This is a genomic window from Gramella sp. Hel_I_59 (assembly GCF_006714895.1).
GTDB lineage: Bacteria > Bacteroidota > Bacteroidia > Flavobacteriales > Flavobacteriaceae > Christiangramia.
On sequence record NZ_VFME01000001.1, the window covers coordinates 453,078 to 472,750 of the forward strand.

18 protein-coding genes are annotated in these 19,673 nt (G+C 39.2%); 5 read left to right on the forward strand and 13 right to left on the reverse strand.

Going from position 1 to position 19,673, the window contains the following annotated elements; all coding sequences use genetic code 11:
* Nucleotides 1-44: 44 nt before the first annotated feature.
* From JM79_RS02115 to JM79_RS02125, 3 genes are all read right to left on the reverse strand, one after another.
* The gene (locus JM79_RS02115; RefSeq protein ID WP_141876586.1) at nucleotides 45-983 is read right to left on the reverse strand and encodes a hypothetical protein; all 939 of its coding nucleotides are present in this window, start codon (nucleotides 981-983) and stop codon (nucleotides 45-47) included.
* A 38-nt stretch (nucleotides 984-1,021) separates the two neighbouring features.
* A complete protein-coding gene (locus JM79_RS02120) occupies nucleotides 1,022-1,534 on the reverse strand; it encodes a hypothetical protein (protein WP_141876587.1) in 513 nt (170 codons plus the stop codon).
* 200 nt (nucleotides 1,535-1,734) lie between these two features.
* Nucleotides 1,735-2,139 carry a biopolymer transporter ExbD gene (locus tag JM79_RS02125; protein ID WP_141876588.1) on the reverse strand — a complete coding sequence of 135 codons (405 nt, stop codon included), beginning with the start codon at nucleotides 2,137-2,139 and terminating at the stop codon, nucleotides 1,735-1,737.
* Nucleotides 2,140-2,348: 209 nt separating this feature from the next.
* Here JM79_RS02125 and ssb point away from each other — a divergent pair, with 209 nt between their 5' ends.
* Nucleotides 2,349-2,681 carry a single-stranded DNA-binding protein gene (ssb, locus tag JM79_RS02130; RefSeq protein WP_141876589.1) on the forward strand — a complete coding sequence of 111 codons (333 nt, stop codon included), beginning with the start codon at nucleotides 2,349-2,351 and terminating at the stop codon, nucleotides 2,679-2,681.
* Nucleotides 2,682-2,691: 10 nt separating this feature from the next.
* On the opposite strand, the gene JM79_RS02135 is transcribed toward ssb, so the two are convergent.
* Complete coding sequence (locus JM79_RS02135) at nucleotides 2,692-3,594, reverse strand: histone deacetylase (RefSeq protein WP_141876590.1); 903 nt, start codon at nucleotides 3,592-3,594, stop codon at nucleotides 2,692-2,694.
* A gap of 39 nt (nucleotides 3,595-3,633) precedes the next feature.
* Nucleotides 3,634-5,709 (reverse strand): methionine--tRNA ligase, encoded by a 2,076-nt coding sequence (metG, locus tag JM79_RS02140; RefSeq protein WP_141876591.1) that lies wholly within the window; start codon nucleotides 5,707-5,709, stop codon nucleotides 3,634-3,636.
* Between the two features lie 122 nt (nucleotides 5,710-5,831).
* Here metG and JM79_RS02145 point away from each other — a divergent pair, with 122 nt between their 5' ends.
* Complete coding sequence (locus tag JM79_RS02145; RefSeq protein ID WP_141876592.1) at nucleotides 5,832-6,413, forward strand: hypothetical protein; 582 nt, start codon at nucleotides 5,832-5,834, stop codon at nucleotides 6,411-6,413.
* 8 nt (nucleotides 6,414-6,421) lie between these two features.
* Nucleotides 6,422-6,781, forward strand: a complete 360-nt coding sequence (locus tag JM79_RS02150) for a YraN family protein (protein WP_141876593.1) — start codon at nucleotides 6,422-6,424, stop codon at nucleotides 6,779-6,781.
* A gap of 79 nt (nucleotides 6,782-6,860) precedes the next feature.
* Here JM79_RS02150 and JM79_RS02155 read toward each other — a convergent pair whose 3' ends face one another.
* The 3 genes from JM79_RS02155 to JM79_RS02165 all read right to left on the reverse strand — a co-directional run bounded on the left by JM79_RS02155 (nucleotide 6,861) and on the right by JM79_RS02165 (nucleotide 10,204).
* The gene (locus JM79_RS02155) at nucleotides 6,861-8,933 is read right to left on the reverse strand and encodes a M13 family metallopeptidase (RefSeq protein ID WP_141876594.1); all 2,073 of its coding nucleotides are present in this window, start codon (nucleotides 8,931-8,933) and stop codon (nucleotides 6,861-6,863) included.
* A 145-nt stretch (nucleotides 8,934-9,078) separates the two neighbouring features.
* Nucleotides 9,079-9,609, reverse strand: coding sequence for a nuclear transport factor 2 family protein (locus JM79_RS02160; RefSeq protein WP_141876595.1), 531 nt, complete (start codon nucleotides 9,607-9,609; stop codon nucleotides 9,079-9,081).
* Nucleotides 9,610-9,625: 16 nt separating this feature from the next.
* Nucleotides 9,626-10,204 carry a hypothetical protein gene (locus tag JM79_RS02165; protein ID WP_141876596.1) on the reverse strand — a complete coding sequence of 193 codons (579 nt, stop codon included), beginning with the start codon at nucleotides 10,202-10,204 and terminating at the stop codon, nucleotides 9,626-9,628.
* A 150-nt stretch (nucleotides 10,205-10,354) separates the two neighbouring features.
* Between JM79_RS02165 and JM79_RS02170 the strand changes: the two genes are divergently transcribed.
* Complete coding sequence (locus JM79_RS02170; protein ID WP_141876597.1) at nucleotides 10,355-11,314, forward strand: NAD-dependent epimerase/dehydratase family protein; 960 nt, start codon at nucleotides 10,355-10,357, stop codon at nucleotides 11,312-11,314.
* A gap of 53 nt (nucleotides 11,315-11,367) precedes the next feature.
* Here JM79_RS02170 and JM79_RS02175 read toward each other — a convergent pair whose 3' ends face one another.
* The 4 genes from JM79_RS02175 to aspS all read right to left on the reverse strand — a co-directional run bounded on the left by JM79_RS02175 (nucleotide 11,368) and on the right by aspS (nucleotide 15,492).
* A complete protein-coding gene (locus tag JM79_RS02175; RefSeq protein WP_141876598.1) occupies nucleotides 11,368-11,562 on the reverse strand; it encodes a cold shock domain-containing protein in 195 nt (64 codons plus the stop codon).
* An 87-nt stretch (nucleotides 11,563-11,649) separates the two neighbouring features.
* On the reverse strand, nucleotides 11,650-11,895 hold the full coding sequence (locus JM79_RS02180; RefSeq protein WP_141876599.1) for a hypothetical protein: 246 nt from the start codon (nucleotides 11,893-11,895) through the stop codon (nucleotides 11,650-11,652).
* Nucleotide 11,896: 1 nt separating this feature from the next.
* On the reverse strand, nucleotides 11,897-13,609 hold the full coding sequence (locus JM79_RS02185) for a chloride channel protein (RefSeq protein WP_141879155.1): 1,713 nt from the start codon (nucleotides 13,607-13,609) through the stop codon (nucleotides 11,897-11,899).
* Nucleotides 13,610-13,743: 134 nt separating this feature from the next.
* Nucleotides 13,744-15,492 (reverse strand): aspartate--tRNA ligase, encoded by a 1,749-nt coding sequence (aspS, locus tag JM79_RS02190; protein ID WP_141876600.1) that lies wholly within the window; start codon nucleotides 15,490-15,492, stop codon nucleotides 13,744-13,746.
* Nucleotides 15,493-15,739: 247 nt separating this feature from the next.
* On the opposite strand from aspS, the gene JM79_RS02195 reads away from it, so the two are divergent.
* A complete protein-coding gene (locus JM79_RS02195) occupies nucleotides 15,740-16,087 on the forward strand; it encodes a nicotinic acid mononucleotide adenyltransferase (RefSeq protein ID WP_260443353.1) in 348 nt (115 codons plus the stop codon).
* 72 nt (nucleotides 16,088-16,159) lie between these two features.
* Here the strand turns inward: JM79_RS02195 and JM79_RS02200 are convergent, their stop codons facing one another.
* Nucleotides 16,160-19,669, reverse strand: a complete 3,510-nt coding sequence (locus JM79_RS02200; protein ID WP_141876602.1) for an efflux RND transporter permease subunit — start codon at nucleotides 19,667-19,669, stop codon at nucleotides 16,160-16,162.
* Nucleotides 19,670-19,673: the final 4 nt, after the last annotated feature.

Sequence of the window (19,673 nt, forward strand, 5' to 3'; positions counted from 1 at the left end):
AATATACTAAAAAGCTTTTTTATAGGGTTTAACACCTTTGTTTTCTAGTAGAAAAGATGCGTATAATAGATGGGCATCCATACATCCTCATAAGTGCTTTTCGAAAAAATGGTTTCAGCCTGATCAACATTAATGTTTATATCGGTCTCGGTTACTGCAGAGGTATTCAGACTGATTTTCCATTCATTGTCATTCAGCTTTTCACCAACAATCTCTCCCTGTTCTACAAATGTAATATTAGAAATACTCCCTGAAATACCTGTTACAACCTTATATTCTGAAAAGTTATCTGAAGTAATTAGAAAACTGTTAGCATTTGGATCTACTTCAAAATATACGATGCGAGTAATTTCGTCGTCTACGGCTTCGGGAATAGGATCTTCATACTGAAGCAATTTGAAAACCAGTTTATTACCAGGCTTCACGTCCATCTCGAGATCGTTAGTATCTGGAATAGCATCAATCTGAAGTCTTGAGTTTTCGAAGAATGCATGGTAATTTTCAAGACTTTCATCATTTGTGAAATGTGAACGAACAGATCGTTCAACTACATGAATATCATTCGTTTCGTCATACATATATTCTGCGCCTTCAATACTTAAATCTGTTATCGCTATAGTAGGACAGCAACCTTCAGTGATAGCTTCTCCTTCCACCGAAACTGTAAATATTTCTTCATCTGCGTACATCACCGAAAATTCAGCATCATTGAAAGTATAAATTACAAGAGTTTTCTGTTCATTCTTTTCAATAACCTGGAAATCGGCTTCAAGATCATTAGAAGTTTCAACTACCGTGATCCCTTCAGAAGATGCTATGTTGTCAAAGATGTTTTCACCGGTATTGCTATCTATGATTTGAAAGTTTAAATCGGCATAACCGGCGTCACAGATCGTTGCTGAACAGTCCTCATCATCATCTGTCCCGCAGGATTGTAAAAAAGCTAAACTAAATAGTAGAAAATATGTTGCTAGAGATCTCATAAGGGAGTTTTATCATTTAGGCGGTTAGTTAGTAAATTTTATTGCGGCTGAAATATTCCTGAATTCTGAAATTTTATACTTCCAGAAAATTCTTCTTCCCCTTCATTTATTGTGTAATCTGCAGCTACTTCGAAGCTTATATTCCATTTCAGATTACCGATCTTTTGTGCAGTGATCTCACCAGATGTCGCTCTTCTGAAATCGGTAACAGGACAAAAGCAGGAATGTCTTAGATAGGTGTTGCTGACGTCAAAATCATTTGTAGTAAGCTGAAAATCTGCAGTATTTGCAGCAAGTTCAAAATATAAATATTGATCCAGACCGCTATCTGCAACTTCTGGATCTGATGCTTTACTAAAAGTATATTCAAAAACCAGCTTATCTCCATCGACAACTTCAACAAAGGTACCGAAGTCATTTTCACTGATCTTCAAAGCTGAATTTTCATGTACGATGAATTCGACCGATTCTTTGATTCCTGTAGCATCATCAGATTTATCACAGGACATTAGAATAATAGAAAGTAGAAGTAGAAGGCTGAATTTTTTCATAATTAATATTTGTATCTATTAGATGGCCATTTTCTGAAATGGTTGCGTTTACTCTGTAAAACAATCATGATTTCAGACTCCGGCGCAGGAGAAATTAGCATAATCTATGGATTCGTAGCTTTATAGGTTTTCGGATTGCTCAGCAATATGGATATAATATAAAGAAAAATGGCTGCGAAATGCGCGCTCCAATCGTCAGCTTATAATTGGTCTAAACTATTCATATCTATAGATTTAAACCAGTTTCTTCCATCGATGTTCATTTCTACAGTATTGAGCAAATACCTTTCCCGGCGGATATTATCACTATAAGCATTGCTCAACTTCTGATCCAGATCGATCAATTTGGCCATGGGTAGATTTTTATCTGCGAAAATTCTATATACGATCTGCTGATCAATTCTGAATGGTTTGTTTCTCACAATTTCTGAAACCTTTTGCTCAATATTTTCAATTTTAGTTCTTTCGGTTTTGACATAATAGGTTTCTTCAGCGTTAATAAAGATATTGACATAAAACGGCTGGGTTTCCTGAGCTGAAGCTTGAGAAAGCATCTCTCTTCCAAAGAAAGTGAACAGGCATATAAGAATAGACTTGTGTATCATAAGGTTGTTGGATAGTTGGTTAGAGTTGATTATGAGAGTATTACTATCTTGGGAATGTTTTATTATATAGGCATTATACGTTTTCAAATGTTTACAAACGAAAGTAAACAACTACAAGTGCTTTACGACCGATTAGTCTTTGCTCTTCCATACATCTTTGTCCTGTTGAAATGAACGAATGATTTTCAACTGCAATAAAATCTTTAGTTATGAGCACTTTAAGAAACACAGTACAATTGATCGGGCATGTAGGGAATGAGCCTGAAATCGTAAATCTTGAATCTGGAAAGAAATTAGCCAAATTTTCAGTAGCCACCAATGAAAGTTATAAGAATTCAAAAGGTGAGAAAATCACTGATACACAATGGCACAATATCGTTGCCTGGGGCAAAACTGCTGAACTGGTTGAAAATTACGTTCCGAAAGGGAAGGAGATTGGAATTGAAGGAAAACTAACCAGTAGAAGTTACGAGGATAAAGATGGTATTAAAAGATATGTAACTGAAGTCGTTTGCCAGGAACTTTTACTACTTGGTAAATAGTAGATAGTTCTTAAAAATAGATTTGCTGGGCAGCTCTATAAGTGTTGGCGTGAGCTTCGATAATATATTTTATCTCTTTTGAATAACCACCACCCATGCTGCACTCCACAGGAATCTGAAGATCGTGGCAGGTTTGTAATACGAACCTGTCGCGTTCTTTACATCCCTTTATAGTACAGGAGAGTCGGCCAAGCTTGTCGGTTTCTAAAATATCTACGCCACAGAGGTAGAAAATAAAATCAGGTTTTGTTCTTTCTATAAGTTCCGGTAGAACATCTTTTAGCTGCCTGAGGTAAGCTTCATCACCTGTGCCATCCGGGATTTCAATATCCAGATCAGAAGTTTCTTTTCTAAAAGGGTAGTTTCCCTTTCCATGCATCGAAAATGTAAATACAGAATCATCATTTTGAAAGATCTCAGCCGTACCATTTCCCTGATGTACGTCCAGGTCTACGATCAGAATTTTTTCAGCCAGATTTTGATCTTGTAAATAGCGGGCAGCGATTGCCTGATCGTTCAATAAACAGAATGCTTCAGCTCTATCTGAAAAAGCATGGTGAGTTCCACCGGCTATATTCATGGAGACGCCATATTCAAGTGCATATTTGCAGGCATCGATGGTTCCCTGTGCAATAATCTGTTCTCTATCCACAAGTTCCTGTGATAGTGGAAATCCTGAGACTCTGATCTCTTTTTTACTAAGATCCAGGTTCTTCAATCTATCAACATAGGTTGCAGTATGGGCTCTTAAGATCAAACTCTCATCGATGAGGTCAGGCTTAAAAAAATTCTCATCCTCACAGGTACCTTCATGCAATAATTGCTTTGGAAGCAAATCATACTTTTCCATAGGAAACCTGTGACCTTCAGGCAGTGGATGTTTATAAATGGGATGAAAGGCAATTTTGAGCATAAAAAAGCCTGGAAAGTTATTTCCAGGCGATTTGAGTTTTTAATTTATCGTGATTCCGTTGGAGACATTATCCTCATCAGGATTCACAAAAACAAGTTTTCCTTCTTTGTTTTCGGTCATCAGGATCATTCCTTCGCTTTCTACTCCACGTAATTTTCTGGGAGCAAGGTTTACCAGCACAGTTACTTTTTTACCGATAATTTCTTCTGCTTTAAAATGTTCAGCAATACCGGAAACCACCGTTCTCTGATCAATACCGGTATCAACTTTAAGAATCATCAGCTTTTTGGTTTTGGCCATCTTTTCAGCTTCTATAATAGTTCCAACACGCAGATCCATTTTAGTGAAATCTTCAAAAGTAGCAATCTCTTTTTGCGGTTCAGCTTTCTGATTTTCCATTTCGTTCGCTGCTTTGGTAGCCTTTAATTTTTCCAGTTGTTGCTCCATTTGTTCATCTTCTATTTTACTGAAAAGTAGTTCCGCTTTTCCAATTTGATGACCTGCAGGAATTAATGCTTCCCGGGTACCAATAATATCCCAGTCTGGGGTAGTAGAAGTATTCTCTCCAGTTTGATTCAGCATTCGCTTTAGTTTAGCGGAAGTGAACGGGAGGAAAGGTTCGCTAATAATACTGAGTGCGCTGGCAATTTGAAGTGCCACGTACATAATCGTTTTTACACGATCTTCATCAGTTTTAATTTGCTTCCATGGCTCTTCATCAGCCAGGTATTTATTTCCAAGCCTGGCCAGGTTCATCAACTCACCCTGAGCTTCACGAAAACGGTATTTTTCAATCGAACTTGCGATTACCGATGGATATGCTTTTAATTCAGCAATTGTCTGTTCATCCACTTCAGTATACTCTCCCGGCTGCGGAATTATTCCGTCATAATATTTGTTGGTTAAAACCACCACGCGGTTAATAAAGTTTCCGAAGATAGCGACCAGCTCATTATTGTTTCTTGCCTGAAAATCTTTCCAGGTAAAATCATTGTCTTTTGTTTCCGGAGCATTTGCAGTCAACACATAACGCAATACATCCTGTTGATCTGGGAAGTCCTGCAGATATTCATGTAGCCATACCGCCCAGTTCTTTGAAGTTGAAAGTTTTTTACCCTCAAGATTCAGAAATTCATTTGCCGGCACATTCTCAGGCAAGATATAATCACCATGAGCTTTCAGCATCGTAGGGAAAATAATACAGTGAAAAACGATATTATCCTTCCCGATGAAATGAACCAGTTTGGTGTTTTCGTCTTTCCAGTAAGGCTCCCAGTCTTTTCCTTCTCTCTCTGCCCATTCTTTGGTAGAGGAAATATAACCAATAGGAGCATCGAACCATACATAGAGCACTTTGCCCTCTCCGCCTTCCACTGGAACAGGGATTCCCCAGTCAAGATCTCTGGTTACCGCGCGGGCTCTTAAACCATCGTCGATCCAGGATTTCACCTGACCATAAACGTTACTTTTCCAGTCGGCTTTGTGCCCTTTCAGGATCCATTCCTTTAGAAAATCTTCATATTGGTCTAATGGTAAAAACCAGTGTTTAGTTTCTTTTAAAGTTGGAACGGCACCGGTAATAGCAGATTTAGGATTAATAAGATCTGTTGCATTTAATGAAGTTCCGCAGTTTTCACACTGGTCTCCATAAGCTTCTTCATTCCCACATTTTGGGCAGGTTCCAGTTACAAATCTATCGGCTAGAAACTGGTTAGCCTCGACGTCATATAATTGCTCGGTAGATTCTTCAATAAATTTACCATCCTCATACATCTTCTTAAAAAAGTCTGATGCCGTTTTATGGTGAACATCACCTGAAGTTCTGGAATAGTTATCGAAGGTAATTCCGAAGTCTTCAAAAGAGGTTTTGATGATCGCATTGTACTTGTCTACTACATCCTGCGGACTCACACCTTCTTTCTTGGCCTTGATCGTAATTGGCACACCGTGCTCATCACTTCCACAAACAAATGCTACATCATGTCCCTGCATTCGTAAAAACCTGGAATAAATATCTGCAGGTACATAAACGCCTGCAAGGTGTCCAATATGAATAGGCCCGTTCGTATAAGGTAAAGCCGCTGTGATCGTAAATCTCTGAGGATTTTTGCTCATTAGAATAAGTAAATTTTTAAGAGCGGTAAAGTTAAGCAAAGACGTTCGAATACGCGTTAAATTCTTGTAAAAGCGGAACCTTGTGGAGCTTATCTGTATACTTTTACTACAAAAAACTTCAAATGCGTAAAATTCTAGCCGTTGTTGGTCTGCTGGCCATAGTTTCCTGTAACAGTAATAAAGCTGTAACTGGCTCTAAAGATATTTATAGTCTTGAAAATTTAAGCCGAATGTCTTCGGAAGATATTTCGCGCAATTACCCACAATCCAATATGGAAGAAGGAGTGGATGAATTCGAGGAGGGAACCGAGACAAAACCTTACAGCATACTATTTCCTGAAACTGAAGACGAGGTTTTGATCACCTGGCAAACTAAAGAGAAGAAAAAGGTGAGTTCAATCAATTATTCCGGAGAAGGAAGATGGACCACTGCCGATGGAATTAAGGTTGGAATGAGCCTGAATGAACTAAATGAATTAAATGCAAAACCAGTGTCTTTTTACGGTTTTGGATGGGATTATAGTGGAGCTGTAGACTGGAATGGTGGAAAACTTGCGAAATCCGGAATTGGTGTTTTCCTGAAAACAGATAAGGATATTCCTAATAAATTCTATGGTGATAAGATCGTAAAAGCCAGTAAAGAAGAAATTGACGCTCTTGAACTTCAGGTAGGATCTGTGATGTTGATGAATGAGGTAAACTAGGTTTACGAATGGCTACTCATAATGATCTGGGCAAGAAGGGGGAGGAGTTGGCAGTACAGTTTCTTCTGAAAAATAATTACGAGATCCTGGAACGTAACTTCAGGTATCGTAAAGCTGAAGTAGATATCATTGCCAGAGAAGCTGATACCTTAATAGCAGTTGAAGTAAAATCACGAAGTTCGGTCTATTTTGGAAATCCTGCAGACTTTGTGAAACCTGCTCAGATCAAATTACTTGTGGAAGCAATGAATTACTATTCGGAAAAGCATGATACAGATCTGGAGATCAGGTTCGATATCATTGCGATTACAAAATCTGGATCCAACTACGAAATGGAACATATTACTGATGCCTTTCTACATTTTTAAAGGCTCATAATTAGATACGTGAACAAAAAAAAGCCGGTCGAAAGACCGGCTTTTTTAGTGAAATAAATTTTAGAAGCTGTTACCAGATTCTCACTCTATCTTCAGGTTTTACGTACATCTTATCACCTTCTTCAATAGTAAATGCATCATACCATGCATCGATATTCTGAAGTGGCACATAAGCTCTGTACATTCCAGGAGAATGAGAGTCGGTTTTGATCCTGTTTCTCATCGCTTCATCTCTCATTTTAGTTCTCCAAACGGTTGCCCAGGAAAGGAAGAATCTTTGTTCTGGAGTAAATCCATCTATTTTACCTGGGTTTTCATTGTTCTCCAGATGAATTTGTAATCCATCATAAGCAGCATTCACTCCTCCAAGATCACCAATATTTTCACCTAAGGTGAATTTCCCATTGATATAAACACTATCCAGTACTTCAATAGCGCTGTACTGCTCCGCCAGGTCATTTCCTAAAGTTTCAAATTCTTCAAGATCTTTCTCAGTCCACCAGTTGTTAAGGTTTCCTTCAGCATCAAATCTAGCACCGCTATCATCAAAACCGTGTGAAATCTCATGACCAATTACAGCACCAATTCCGCCGTAATTCACCGCAGCATCTGCTTTATAATCGTAGAATGGAGGCTGTAGAATCGCCGCCGGGAATACGATCTCGTTATAACGTGGGTTGTAGTAAGCATTCACTGTTTGTGGAGACATGAACCATTCACCCTTATCAACTGGCTGTCCTAGATCTGCCATGTTCTCTGCAACTCTCCATTTTTGAGCGTTTAGCATGTTCTGGAAATAAGACCCTCCTTCTTCAGGTGAGGTGATTTCTAGAGCTGCGTAATCTTTCCACTCATCAGGATATCCAATTTTTACGTTGAAAGTACTAAGTTTTTCAAGCGCTTTCTTTTTGGTATCCTCGCTCATCCAGCTAAGATTGTTGATTCTATTTTCATAAGCCTTCAGGATGTTGTCCACCATTTCCTGAGCTTTTTTCTTTGCTTCAGCCGGGAAATGTTCTTCAACATAAAGTTTTCCAAGAGCTTCACCTAAAGTCCCATTGATAGAACTAAGAGCTCTTTCATTTCTAGGACGTTGTTCTTTTGCTCCCTGAAGTGTTTTGCTGTAAAACTCCCACGATTCGGTTTCAAGATCTGTAGTAAGTGCGCTTGCAGCTCCGTTGAAAAGATCCCATTTCAAATAGGTTTTCCAGTCTTCTACAGAATTTTCAGCAATGATCTGCTGTAATGCTTTCATGTATTTTGGCTGGGAAACGATGATCGTATCAAGCTCCTTTGCGCCAATACCATCAAAATAAGCTTTCCAGTTCATGGCCGGAGTCATCTTTTGCAACTCAGCGACAGTCATTGGGTTATAGGTATTTCTGGCATCACGACGTTCTACTTTATCCAGTTTTGGCTCCGCAAGTCTGGTTTCAAATTTCAGGATCGTTTCAGCAGCATTTTTCGCTTCTTCTTCTGAATAGTCAAGATATTGTAGCATATCTGCTACGTAAGCTTTGTATTTTGTTCGGGTTTCCTTAGAATCTGAATCATTCTGAAGATAATAATCTCTTTCAGGTAATCCCAGACCAGAAGGGTTCAGGTAAGCAGCGTTCATATCAGAATTTTTGCTGTCTGCACCAACACCGAAGCTGAAGAATCCGGCACTTCCGTATTCACTCATTTCAACTAAGAAATCCTGAAGATCTTCCTTATTCTGGATAGAATCGATCTTTGCCAGGTAAGGTTTTACCGGCTCAATTCCCTGCTCATTTCTGGCAACAGTATCCATGATACTTTTGTAAAGATATACAGCTTTTGCCTGGTCTGTTGAAGCATCAAGACTATCGCTCGAAGCCGTTTTTTCCAGAAGACCAAGAGCATCCTCATCGGTTCTTTGTCTTAATTCATCGAAACTTCCCCAGCGGGTTCTGTCTCCAGGAATCTCTGTGCTATCCAGCCAGCGACCGTTTACGTAGCGAAAGAAATCTTCTTTTGCAGTTGTAGAAGTATCCATGTAGGCAAGATTGATACCATGGATCTCATCATCTTTTTCCTCAGTTCTTTTTTCGTTATCATTACAGGCGGTAAACATCCCTGCGCTGAAAACAGATAAAAACAAAATTCTGTTTATTCTTTTCATTGTTCTAGTTAAGAATTATAAAATAATACGGCTAATGTAGCAAAACGGTCAAAATAATCCATAATTCAGCCTCGCCGAATTGAGAACAACCTGCTGAAAATTAATAATTAAGCTTGATGTAGATTTTTATCTAAACTGAATGGAACTATTTGTTTTTCAATTCTGAAATTAGATTTTTATCGAATTGGGCTTTTAAACTGGTAAGTTCATCTACATTTTCATTGGGCACTGCGATGGAAAGTACGTAATGATGAATCTTCCATTTGCCATCCTCTTTAGCAACTATTCCAGAACCCCTGCAAATCCCCATTTGTGTTTCTAGAAGTTCATCAAACCAGGCGATTTTAGAATTCTGGTGCACATAAATATTTCTTTCAATCGAAGTAAAACTCCATGCTTTCCCTGAATCAAAATATGGTTTAGCGAACTTTTTAAATTCTTCCGCAGTCCAGTTTTCAGTAGCATCGGTCCCAACAAATATCGCATCATTAGTCATTAGACCAAAGTATGTTTCAAATTCAGTATTGGCGGCCGCAAGATGCCAGCTGTCCAGCGTTTCACTTACTCTTTCTTTGATCGCTGTCTTATTTTTTTCTGAATCCTTTACCTGTGCATGCAATGGCAACACGGTGAGAAATGCGAAAACGAATAGAAATTTTAAAGCTGAATTTTTCATTGGTCGAATATTTGTTTTAAGATACTACATTTTCCACGGTATCTTCAGTAGCGGTTGAATCCATTTCTCTTTCCATTCTTTCAAATTCATCCAGCTCTTTCTCAAAATCCTCAAGAGTTTTCAGAAATAATTCATTCATCTGAAGTTTAAGATTATTGAATTCCAGATAGATCTCTTTAGCTGTACGATCAATATCCTTTACATCTGGCTGTTGTCTATTCGAATACTGCTCCAACAGGTGTGCTTTGGTCTTTAAAACATTCAGTCTGGCTTCCACAGGCACCGCTCTAAGGCTATCGGGCAAGGAGATGCTAAGTGAATTCATGATCTGGGAAATCGCCGTAGCATTATTCATGACCTTACGAGTCGTAGTATTTTCCAGTTTCTTCACTTCATTTTGAGCAGTGATAAATTCCAGCCAGTTGGAAGCATATTTCTTTGCTTCCGGTTCAAGATCAAAACCTCGAGTATCTATTTCGATCTTCTTATCATAGGATATACTGTCTTTTGTATCGTTGCTATTCTGGCTATCTTCTGCCTCAGATTTGCAGGATATCAAACAAAGAAATATTATAACGAATAGAGGGAATTTCATAAGTGATAATTGAATGAACAAAGTTATCCATAATTCTATGAATGAAGTAACCGATTTTCAATTACAGAATCCATAGCGAATAGCGTCAAGAAAAAGCTAAGATTGCGAAATCCTCTGTATAATTAAATATATTTGCACAAAATTTAATTTATGGCCGAAAAGATATTGATTATCGGTGCTTGCGGACAGATTGGAACCGAACTTACGCTGAAATTGAGAGAGATTCACGGGAACGATCAGGTGGTTGCCAGTGATATTCGTGAAGGAGTAGATGAGTTAATGCAATCAGGTCCTTTTGAGATCCTGAATGCTACCGATGAGGTTCATATAAGACAGATCATAGAGACCTATAATATTAAGGAAGTTTACCTGATGGCTGCGATGCTTAGTGCTACTGCAGAAAAAGCTCCTAAGAAGGCCTGGGATCTTAATATGAATTCACTTTTCCATATTCTTGATTTTGCCAAGGAAGGTTTGATCGATAAGATCTTCTGGCCTTCCAGTATTGCTGTATTTGGGCCAACCACTCCAAAGGACAATACCCCACAGATTACTGCAATGGAACCTACCACGGTTTATGGAATTAGCAAGCAAACTGGTGAACGCTGGTGTGAGTACTATCATCAAAAATTTGGTGTGGATGTTAGAAGCATCAGGTATCCTGGTATCATTAGTTATAAAACCCTTCCGGGTGGCGGAACTACAGATTATGCGATCGAGATCTTCCATGAAGCCCTAAAGCAAAATGCATACACCAGTTTCCTGGATAAAGATGCGGCATTACCAATGATGTATATGGATGATGCGATCAAAGCTACAGTGGAAATTATGCAAGCTCCTTCGGAAGCTATTAAAGTAAGATCATCTTATAATCTTGCTGCGATAAGTTTTACGCCTGAAATATTAGCGGCAAACATTAGTAAGCATCTACCGGATTTTAAAATTTCTTACGATCCAGATTTCAGACAGGCTATTGCCGCGTCATGGCCATCAAGCATTGATGATTCATCGGCAAGACAGGATTGGGGTTGGGATCATGAATTCGATCTTGATAAAATGACCAAAACTATGCTAAAAGGGGTAGGACAAACTACAGAGCAAACTCATTAAATAACAAAAGCCGCTTTACAGCGGCTTTTTACTTTTTTGATTGGAAAAACTAATTACTCAACGATGCGAACATCTGTTGCGTTAACTCCTTTTTTCCCTTCAGTTTCTTCGTATTCTACTCGATCGCCTTCCTGAATAGTTTCACCATTCAAACCGGTAATGTGTACGAAAATGTCTCTTTTGGTGTCGTCATTTGTAATGAACCCATAACCTTTAGATTCATTGAAAAATTTTACTGTGCCTTGCATAATAATGATAATTAATAAAGAACAAACATAACAGTAAAATTTTTAGAATCTACTGGAAATCAGAATTTTTTGGGATTTTTGTAACTTTTAAAGTCGGTCAATTCCCTTGTCCCGCATTTTTTTCATGTTCTTTTCAGAAAGGGTATAGTCTTCTAATTTCTTGCCTCGCCATCTTACTACAAGGAAAATTGGCATTAGAATAAAGGCACTTGCCAGTACGGCAATTCCTATGATTCTGTCGCCGGTAAGTGTATCATCATTTAACCTGAAATAGAATCCTACACCTACTGCTATTAGAATAGCTATCACCAATAATTTCATAAATATCTTCATACTATACAGTAACTTCAATTAATTTCTGCCTATAGGCAGTTAACAATTTTGATTTGGAGATAAACCCGATATATTTTCCCTCACGAACAACCGGTAAGTTCCAGGCATTACTTTCCTGGAATTTTCGCATGATCTCCTTCATTCGGTCATTTTCAATGTCTATGATTTCCGGAGCCTGCTGCATGATCTCCTGCACCTTGACTTCATTATATAATTTTTCATTGAACATGATAGATCGTATATCATCTAGTAATATGATACCCATAAAATTCCGATTTTCATCAATAACAGGGAAAATATTACGTGAGGATTTCATCACTCCGTCATGGATAACATTTCCCAGGTTCATATCAATTTCCAGGGCGATAAAATTCTTTTCTACTACGCGACTAATGTTCATAAGTGTCAAAACCGTCTGATCTTTGTCATGCGTTAAAAGGTCACCACGTCTTGCCAGCTCCATGGTATACACAGAATGAGGTTCAAACTTAGTTGTGATCAAATAGGAAATAGCCGCAGTGATCATAAGCGGAATAAAAAGTTCGTACCCATGGGTAAGTTCAGCAATAAGGAAAATAGCGGTTAGTGGTGCGTGCAACACTCCGGCCATAAGTCCGGCCATTCCTACCAATGTAAAATTACTTACTGAGATCTCATTCCTGAAAATACCAAGATTGTTCACGACTAACGCGAAACAGTGTCCCATAGCGCTACCCATAAACATTACTGGTGCAAAGATCCCTCCAACACCGCCGGCACTAAAAGTCAATGCTGAAGCGATGATCTTAAAGATGACCAGACCTGCAAGCAAAATAATGACCACCCAGATATTCTCAAGGTAAGCGTTGAATAAATTTGTTCCCAGGGCTTCGAGATAATTTTCCTGCAAGAGGTTGTTGATCACGTTATAACCTTCACCATATAATGGAGGTATAAAATAAATAAGAACTCCCAGTCCCAATCCGGCAAAAATGAGCCTGACAAAAGGAGAGGTTATTTTAGCGAGCAGTTTGGTAGTACCAAAATAGATACGGGAAAAATATACCGAAAATGCTGCTGCTACGACACCCAGCACCAAATAATAAGGCACTTCAGAAATTGTAAATTGATCCTCTAAAGTGAAAGGTAAAATAATCTGACTTCCGAAGAAAAAATAGGAAGTAAGTATAGCAGATACCGAAGCAATTAGCAGCGGCAGGAGGGAAGCCAGCGTTAAATCAAGACTGAAAACTTCCACGGCAAAAATGATCGCGGCAATTGGAGCTTTAAAGATACTGGACATTGCACCTGCTGCGGCGCATCCAATAAGTAAGGTCCTGGATGCCTGATTCATCAAAAATATACGCGAAATATTAGAGCCCAGAGAAGCACCGGTCGCCACGGTTGGGCCTTCCAGTCCAACCGAGCCTCCAAAACCAACCGTAATAGGCGCGGTAATTAGAGACGCGTACATCTGGAATCTTTTCATTATGCCCTTCTTACGAGAAATGGCGTATAAAGTAGTTGGAATTCCATGCCCAACCTTTTGTCGCAATACAAATTTAATGATGAGGTACACGATCAAAAGACCAAGCACCGGAAATATGAAGTAGAATGCATCATGGTAATTGGCCACAAATTCCCCTTCAAGCAAACTCTGGATAAGGTGCGTGAGGTTTTTGATCATCACCGCAAAGAGCCCGGCAACAAATCCAATGACCGCGCTTAGGAACATGAGGAACTGTCGATGAGAAAGATTCTTCGATTTCCAGGTTAGGAATCTGTGCAATAAGGTTTTACTAATATTTGCCACCGCTAGTTAATTACCGGATGAAGATAAAAAATCCCGCAATACGCGGGATTAATTATTTATGATTTCAACTGAAGATGTAAATCTGTGAGTTGTTGTTCATCGAGTTTCGCTGGAGCATCGATCATCACGTCTCTTCCAGAGTTATTCTTTGGAAATGCAATGTAATCCCGAATACTTTCCTGTCCGCCAAGAATGGCTACCAGTCTGTCGAATCCAAAAGCGATCCCACCATGTGGAGGTGCTCCGTATTGGAAAGCATCCATTAGAAAGCCAAATTGCTCTTCGGCTTCTTCCGGAGTGAATCCAAGGTATTTGAACATTTGCGACTGAGTTTCTTTATCATGTATCCTGATAGAACCTCCGCCAATCTCATTTCCATTAAGTACAAGATCATACGCGTTTGCACGAACTTTCCCAGGATCTGTTTCAAGTAGTGCGAAATCTTCTTTCTTCGGACTCGTAAATGGATGGTGCATTGCGTGGAATCTTTCAGTATCCTCATCCCATTCAAGAAGAGGGAAATCTACTACCCACAAAGGTGCAAATTCATCAGATTTTCTAAGTCCCATTTCATTACCAAGATGCATTCTTAATGCACTTAACTGACTTCTTGTTTTATCAACATCACCAGCCATCACGAGTATGAGATCTCCAGGTTTAGCTGAAGAAGCTTCCGCCCAGGCTTTCAAGTCTTCCTGAGAGTAAAATTTGTCTACTGAAGATTTTAAACTTCCATCTTCATTATATTTTGCCCAAACCAATCCAGTGGCACCAATTTGAGGTCTTTTAACCCATGATATAAGTTTGTCGATCTCTTTACGCGTAAAAGAAGCGGCGCCCGGAACGGCTATCCCAACAACCAATTCCTGTTGATCAAAAACATTAAACCCTTTATTCTTGGCTACATCATCGAGTTCGGCAAATTCCATCCCAAAACGAATGTCTGGTTTGTCATTCCCATATTTGCGCATAGCGTCTGCATAAGTCATTCTTGGGAATTCGTTCACTTCTACATTGCGAATTTCCTTCAGCAAATGCCTGGTCAAACCTTCAAATATATTCAGGATATCTTCCTGTTCCACAAAAGCCATTTCGCAATCGATCTGTGTGAATTCAGGTTGACGATCTGCTCTTAGATCTTCATCACGAAAACATTTTACGATCTGGAAATACTTATCCATCCCGCCTACCATAAGCAACTGCTTAAAAGTTTGCGGTGATTGGGGAAGTGCGTAAAACTGACCTTCGTTCATTCGGCTAGGTACTACAAAGTCACGGGCACCTTCAGGAGTGGATTTAATAAGGTATGGAGTTTCTACTTCAATAAAGCCAGCATTAGAAAGATAGTTTCTTACCTTCATTCCTACCTGGTGTCGAAACATTAATTTATTCTGAACTGGTTTTCTACGAATATCCAGATAGCGATATTTCATTCTAAGATCTTCACCACCATCGGTTTCATCTTCAATAGTAAAAGGTGGTGTTTTTGAAGTATTCAAAATTTTGAAATCCTGTACTAGTAATTCGATCTCCCCAGTAGGAATGTTAGGATTTTTTGCTTCACGCTCGATCACTTCCCCGGTTACCTGGATCACGAATTCACGAGCAAGATTACCTGCTTTCTGCATTAGTTCTTCAGAAGAACGCTCTTCATCAAAAATCAATTGCGTAAGACCATAGCGATCACGAAGATCCACCCAAATCATAAAACCTTTGTTCCTGACTTTTTGCACCCATCCGGAAAGGGTTACTGTATTTCCAATATGTTCGGCATTTAGTTCGCCGCAGGTATGACTTCTGTACATGAATTCTTTAAATTTTGAATGGGCACAAAAGTAAGAAGTTAAACAGTTTTACTGAATCTTTTCTACATGAAAATTCATTTAAAGTTGCCTGATATTAACTTTGGTTATTTGTGTAAAACTCTGCTTAACAGATGAATAAAATCCCAATGTTAATTTAACGTTACCAAAACAAGTCTAAAAGGTAAACTTTTCGTATATTCGTGATGTAAACGTTAATACCGCAAGAGAGATGAAGACTTTGAAAAATATGTTAGTAGCAGCAGTTCTGGCAACAGGAACCGTTGCAATGGCGCAGGATAATGATCCAAAACCCGCTTTTGAGAAGCAGGGTGAATTAATTAAAGGAACATTTTATTATGAAGATGGAAATATTAGACAGGAAGGTACGTACAAGGACGGCAGACTCCACGGAGAATGGATTTCTTACAACAAAGACGGTGAGAAGACGGCCATCGCCAATTACGAAAATGGCCAGAAAGATGGAAAATGGTTCTTCTGGACTGAAGATAAACTTACTGAAGTGGACTATAAAGATAGCGTGATCGCTAGCGTAAATAGCTGGAAAAGCGAAAGCTCTCTTGTTAGTAATGACTAATAATTTTAAGTACGAATAAAAAAACCCGAAGCAAAAGCTTCGGGTTTTTTGTTTGTATTTATTTGAACTTACCTAGTTCGTAGTTTCAATCCTGTTTGAGTTTTCAACTTCTTCCGAAGAGGTTCTTTTTGAATGAACCCACATTTTGATCCTTATCGCGATATAAAACAATAATGGAACAATGATTAAAGTAAGGAAAGTTGCTACGATCAAACCGTAGATCACTGTCCAGGCCAGAGGTCCCCAGAATATCACGTTATCTCCACCAAAGTAGATGTTCGCGTCAAACTCACTGAATAAACTGAAAAAGTCAAGGTTTAGTCCGATTGCCAGCGGAATCAAACCAAGAATAGTTGTGATCGCAGTAAGCAATACTGGTCTTAAACGTGCTTTTCCAGATCTAATGATCGTTTTCAAGAGTTCGTCCTGTGGAAGGTATTCAGATTCTGGTATTCCAAGACGCAGTTTCTTCCTGTCAATCAAGAGCTGTGCATAATCGAGCAGTACCACCCCGTTATTTACCACAATACCCGCGAGAGAAATAATTCCCATCATCGTCATCATGATCACGAAGGCTGAACCGCTAATGACAATTCCTCCAAATACTCCAATAAAACTCAGGAAAATAGCGATCATAATGATCAATGGTTTCGAGATAGAGTTAAACTGGAAGATCAGGATCAGGAATATGAGTCCCAGTCCGCTGAAGAATGCACCTACAAGAAACGCCTGTTGCTTATTTTGCTCTTCTATCTGCCCGGTATAATCTACCTTGATCTCATCTGGCACGCCATCAAAATTCCGCATTTCATTCTGGATTTGCGCAACGGCTGCACCAGCATCTGTATACCCTGGAGATAAAACAGAATAAATCGTAACAACTCTCCTGGTATCCCTGTGCTTAATTGCACTAAACCCAGATTTATTACTTTTCGTAGTTACTGCTGAAACGGGTATTTCTCTTAACTGACCCTTATTATTTCTGAAAGTGATTGTTTGATTAAACAAGGCGCTGTTATCATATCTGGAATCCTCGTCGAATCTTACATAAATATCATAATCTTCGCCACCTTCTTTGTACACACCAGCTTTTGTTCCAAAGATGGAATTTCTAAGTTGTTGTCCAACCTGCCCGGCACTTACTCCTAATTCACCAGCTTTTTCCCGGTCAACTTCTACCACCATCGACGGTTTGTCTTTATTCACATCGATCTTCAACTCGTCTATTGCAGGAATGTTCTTAGTGTTTATATATTCACGCATTTGCTCTGCAGTCGCGATCAATTGATCATAATCTTCACCTTCCAATTCAATATTAATAGGAGGACCGGCAGGAGGACCATTCTGATCTTTTTCTACGGAAATCAAAACTCCCGGGTAAACTCCGTCCAGAGATTCCTGAACCTTTTGTCTCAAAACCTCACTGTCCTTTCCGCGGCGGTATTTGTACTCCCTCATAGAGGCTGTGATCTTACCTTTATGTGGCATTTCAGCCGCAGAACCACCATCGGTTTGTGGATTCCCGGCACCTTCACCAACCTGGGAAACGGCACTTTCGACCATAAAGTTATAACCGTCGTCCATATACTCATCACTGTTGAGTACTTTGTAAACCCTTTCTTCGATCTCCTTCGTGATCGCATTGGTCTTCTCAATATCGGTACCTTCAGGATATTCGATATATACGATGATCTGGTTCGGTTTGTTATCAGGAAAGAATTCAACCTTGGTTCTTTGAGATCCCAGTGAAGCACCAAAACCTACAAAAGCGACGATCAACATTAAAAAGGTAGCTCCAACGATCCAGTAAGGGCGTTTGTTTTTAAACGATGCGGTTAGGCGTCTTTCGTACCAGTTCTCAAGTTTTACCAATGAACTTTTCTGAAATTTATTCGCCATTCTTCGAAGAAATAACCTGTAGATCCATACCATGATCGCTGTAAAGATCATCAATGAACCAAGCGCAGCATATTCTCCACCAAATAAAAATATGAGCAGACCAATTCCTGCAATGATTAAAGAAACCCTAATAATGGTTTTCAATGGCATATTTTTATCCTCTGTTTTCATGAATTGAGAAACCAGAACCGAATTGAAAAATATTGCTACGACCAGTGAAGACCCCAGTACGACCGATAGTGTTATGGGGAAATAGATCATGAACTGTCCCATTAGTCCCGGCCATAATCCCAGCGGAATAAAGGCGGCAACCGTAGTTGCTGTAGAGATAATAATAGGAAATGCAATTTCACCAATACCTTCTTTCGCTGCATCCACGCGGCTCATTCCTTCCTCGTCCATAAGTCGGTAGACATTCTCGACTACCACAATTCCGTTATCAACCAGCATTCCAAGTCCCATGATCAATCCAAAAAGGATCATTGTATTCATGGTGTATCCTAACTGGTTCAGGATCATTAATGACATGAACATGGACATTGGAATTGCAAAACCAACGAAGAGTGCATTTTTAAATCCTAAGAAGAACATTAGCACCGTCACAACCAGGATGATCCCGAAAATTATGTTATTTACCAGGTCATCAACCTGACCAATGGTCTTTGAAGATTGATCATTAGTAATACTTACATTTAGGTTAGTTGGAAATACTTCAGCTTTTGCTTTTTCAACGATAAGTTCGATCTGCTCTGCAGCAGCAACCATATTTTTACCTGAACGTTTCTTTACATCCAGCATTACCACCTGCTCACCAAACTCACGGGCGTAGGTGGTCTTTTCTTTCTCCTGAAAAGTAATATCAGCGATATCCTTCAGGTAAACATCATCACCATCTTCAGACTTAACAACGAAATTATTCAATTCTGAAGGTTCTTCGATTTCACCAAGGATTCTGATGGTTCTTCGCTGTCCGCTGGTAACATAATTACCCGCACTCATGGTCATATTTCCGTTCGAAATAGCACTGGTAATATCATTGAAACTAACGGAGGACGCCATCATTTTATAGATATCCACAGCTACTTCAATTTCTTTATCCTGAGCTCCACGAATATCTACTTTCTTTATTTCAGGTAGATTTTCGATCTCATCCTGTAAGTATTCTCCAAACTCCTTCAGCTTCATTACCGGGTAATCTCCGGAAATATTAATATTCAGAATTGGAATTTCTTCTGAAAGACTCAATTCAAAAACATTGGGTTCTACTTTGGCACCATTAAAAGTTGGCCAGTCTTCACCTGAAGTTTCAGAATCTATTTCATCTTTGACCTTTTGCTTTGCAAGCTCCACAGCAATTCCCTCGTCAAATTCAATAACGATCATGGAATAATCTTCCTGTGAAGTTGAGGTAATTTCCACTACGTTACTTACCGTCTTCAACTTGTCTTCCAGAGGATTTGTAAGCAACTTCTCTATATCTTCCGCAGTATTCCCGGGATATATCGAGCTAACGTAGATCTTCGTTTCTTTTACTTCAGGAAAACTTTCCCGCGGCATGCTGAAATAAGCCGATATTCCGAAGAACAGAATAAGAGCCATCGCCACGTAAATGGTGGTTTTATTCTTTATTGCCCAGGACGAGAGCGCAAACTCCTTGTCCAGATTGTTTTTTTCTTTCGCCATAACT

Bases quoted from the DNA above. Each gene is read 5' to 3' on its own strand.
- JM79_RS02180 (WP_141876599.1), bottom strand. From the start codon at position 11,895: ATGAAGATATTTATGAAATTATTGGTGATAGCTATTCTAATAGCAGTA.
- JM79_RS02135 (WP_141876590.1), bottom strand. From the start codon at position 3,594: ATGCTCAAAATTGCCTTTCATCCCATTTATAAACATCCACTGCCTGAA.
- JM79_RS02175 (WP_141876598.1), bottom strand. From the start codon at position 11,562: ATGCAAGGCACAGTAAAATTTTTCAATGAATCTAAAGGTTATGGGTTC.
- JM79_RS02155 (WP_141876594.1), bottom strand. From the start codon at position 8,933: ATGAAAAGAATAAACAGAATTTTGTTTTTATCTGTTTTCAGCGCAGGG.
- JM79_RS02115 (WP_141876586.1), bottom strand. From the start codon at position 983: ATGAGATCTCTAGCAACATATTTTCTACTATTTAGTTTAGCTTTTTTA.
- JM79_RS02150 (WP_141876593.1), top strand. From the start codon at position 6,422: ATGGCTACTCATAATGATCTGGGCAAGAAGGGGGAGGAGTTGGCAGTA.
- JM79_RS02195 (WP_260443353.1), top strand. From the start codon at position 15,740: ATGTTAGTAGCAGCAGTTCTGGCAACAGGAACCGTTGCAATGGCGCAG.
- JM79_RS02170 (WP_141876597.1), top strand. From the start codon at position 10,355: ATGGCCGAAAAGATATTGATTATCGGTGCTTGCGGACAGATTGGAACC.
- JM79_RS02160 (WP_141876595.1), bottom strand. From the start codon at position 9,609: ATGAAAAATTCAGCTTTAAAATTTCTATTCGTTTTCGCATTTCTCACC.
- ssb (WP_141876589.1), top strand. From the start codon at position 2,349: ATGAGCACTTTAAGAAACACAGTACAATTGATCGGGCATGTAGGGAAT.
- JM79_RS02165 (WP_141876596.1), bottom strand. From the start codon at position 10,204: ATGAAATTCCCTCTATTCGTTATAATATTTCTTTGTTTGATATCCTGC.
- JM79_RS02125 (WP_141876588.1), bottom strand. From the start codon at position 2,139: ATGATACACAAGTCTATTCTTATATGCCTGTTCACTTTCTTTGGAAGA.
- JM79_RS02145 (WP_141876592.1), top strand. From the start codon at position 5,832: ATGCGTAAAATTCTAGCCGTTGTTGGTCTGCTGGCCATAGTTTCCTGT.
- JM79_RS02120 (WP_141876587.1), bottom strand. From the start codon at position 1,534: ATGAAAAAATTCAGCCTTCTACTTCTACTTTCTATTATTCTAATGTCC.
- JM79_RS02185 (WP_141879155.1), bottom strand. From the start codon at position 13,609: ATGTTCCTAAGCGCGGTCATTGGATTTGTTGCCGGGCTCTTTGCGGTG.
- aspS (WP_141876600.1), bottom strand. From the start codon at position 15,492: ATGTACAGAAGTCATACCTGCGGCGAACTAAATGCCGAACATATTGGA.
- JM79_RS02200 (WP_141876602.1), bottom strand. From the start codon at position 19,669: ATGGCGAAAGAAAAAAACAATCTGGACAAGGAGTTTGCGCTCTCGTCC.
- metG (WP_141876591.1), bottom strand. From the start codon at position 5,709: ATGAGCAAAAATCCTCAGAGATTTACGATCACAGCGGCTTTACCTTAT.